The following is a 1,337-nucleotide window of genomic DNA, read 5'->3' as shown; positions in this document are numbered from 1 at the left end:
TGAACGTAGAACGTAGGTTGGGTTGAAGCATGAAACCCAACGCCCGCTCATGTTACGCTACCGCTAACCCATCCTACAAATAATTGTGCCTCCCCACTTATCAGTTATCAGATGTGAGTTTTCAGTTCACTGATTACTGTTTACTGTTTACTGGACGGCTACGCCGTGCCTTTGGCAACACTGAAAAAAGCTCCCCACTTCCCCAATTCATAATTTATAATTCATAATTCCCACTCCCTTTTTTATCTTTTGACTTCTTATGACTATAATTGTCGATTATCGCTTTCCTCCCGCTATTAATGCCGAAAAACAGGCAAAAACGATCGCTATCGGTCAAACCGCTGGCACTTGGAGCGATCGCCACAGTCATCGTCAAGAGCAGCTGCAACAACACCTAGGGGAAGTGGTGGGGATCAGGGAGGAAGCCGACGGTTATAAGGTGGCTAGGGTGCGTTTTCCCCAGATAAACGTTGAAAATGACATCGCCAGTCTTTTAACCATGATTTTCGGCAAATATTCCATGGCTGGAGCCGGAAAAGTGGTGGGGGTGTACCTCCCCGAAAACTACGGCACAAAAGCCAAGGTGGGAATCACAGGAATTAGGCAACGTTTGGGGGTTTATGATCGACCTCTAGTCATGGCAATTTTTAAACCCGCTTTAGGACTATCGGCGCAAGATCACGCCGATATCCTGCGAGAAGTGGCTTTTGCTGGCTTAGACGTGATTAAAGATGATGAAATCATGGCGGATCTTCCCGTGGCTCCCACCCACGAGCGCCTAGATTGTTGTCGCCGGGTTTTGGAGGAAGTGCGGCAGCAAACCGGCAGAAATGTTCTCTATGCGGTCAATGTCACTGGAAAAGCGGACGAATTGCAGAGAAAAGCCCGTTTATTAGTGAAACATGGGGCTAATGCCCTGTTATTAAACGTTCTTACCTACGGTTTTTCCGTTTTAGAAGCTTTAGCCAGTGATCCAGCGATCGATGTGCCTATTTTCGCCCATCCTGCCTTTGCTGGAGCGATGTGTGCCGGTAGCGATACGGGATTAGCCTATTCTGTGGTTTTGGGGACGATGATGGCCCACGCAGGAGCCGATGCGGTGCTATATCCCGCCGCTTACGGTAGTTTACCCTTCGATCCCCGGGAGGAAGGCAAAATTCGCGATATTTTGCGCGATAGAAACGTTTTTCCGGTTCCCTCGGCCGGTATTCGTCCAGGTATTGTTCCCCAGGTCCTTGGGGATTACGGACGTAATGTTATCCTCAATGCGGGAACCGGAATTATGGACCACCCATCGGGACCGGCCAGTGGTGTGAGGGCTTTTTTTGAAGCTTTAG

The 1,337-nt window shown here is 49.1% G+C and carries 1 protein-coding gene; it reads left to right on the top strand.

Going from position 1 to position 1,337, the window contains the following annotated elements:
* Positions 1 to 259 precede the first annotated feature (259 nt).
* Positions 260 to 1,337: 2,3-diketo-5-methylthiopentyl-1-phosphate enolase (locus tag PX481_RS08095; protein WP_288094282.1), on the top strand; the 1,078-nt coding region annotated here is incomplete at its 3' end.

The organism is Microcystis sp. M53603_WE2 (assembly GCF_030065435.1).
Note: the sequence above shows the minus strand (reverse complement) of the source record. Positions and strands in the feature narration are given on the sequence as shown.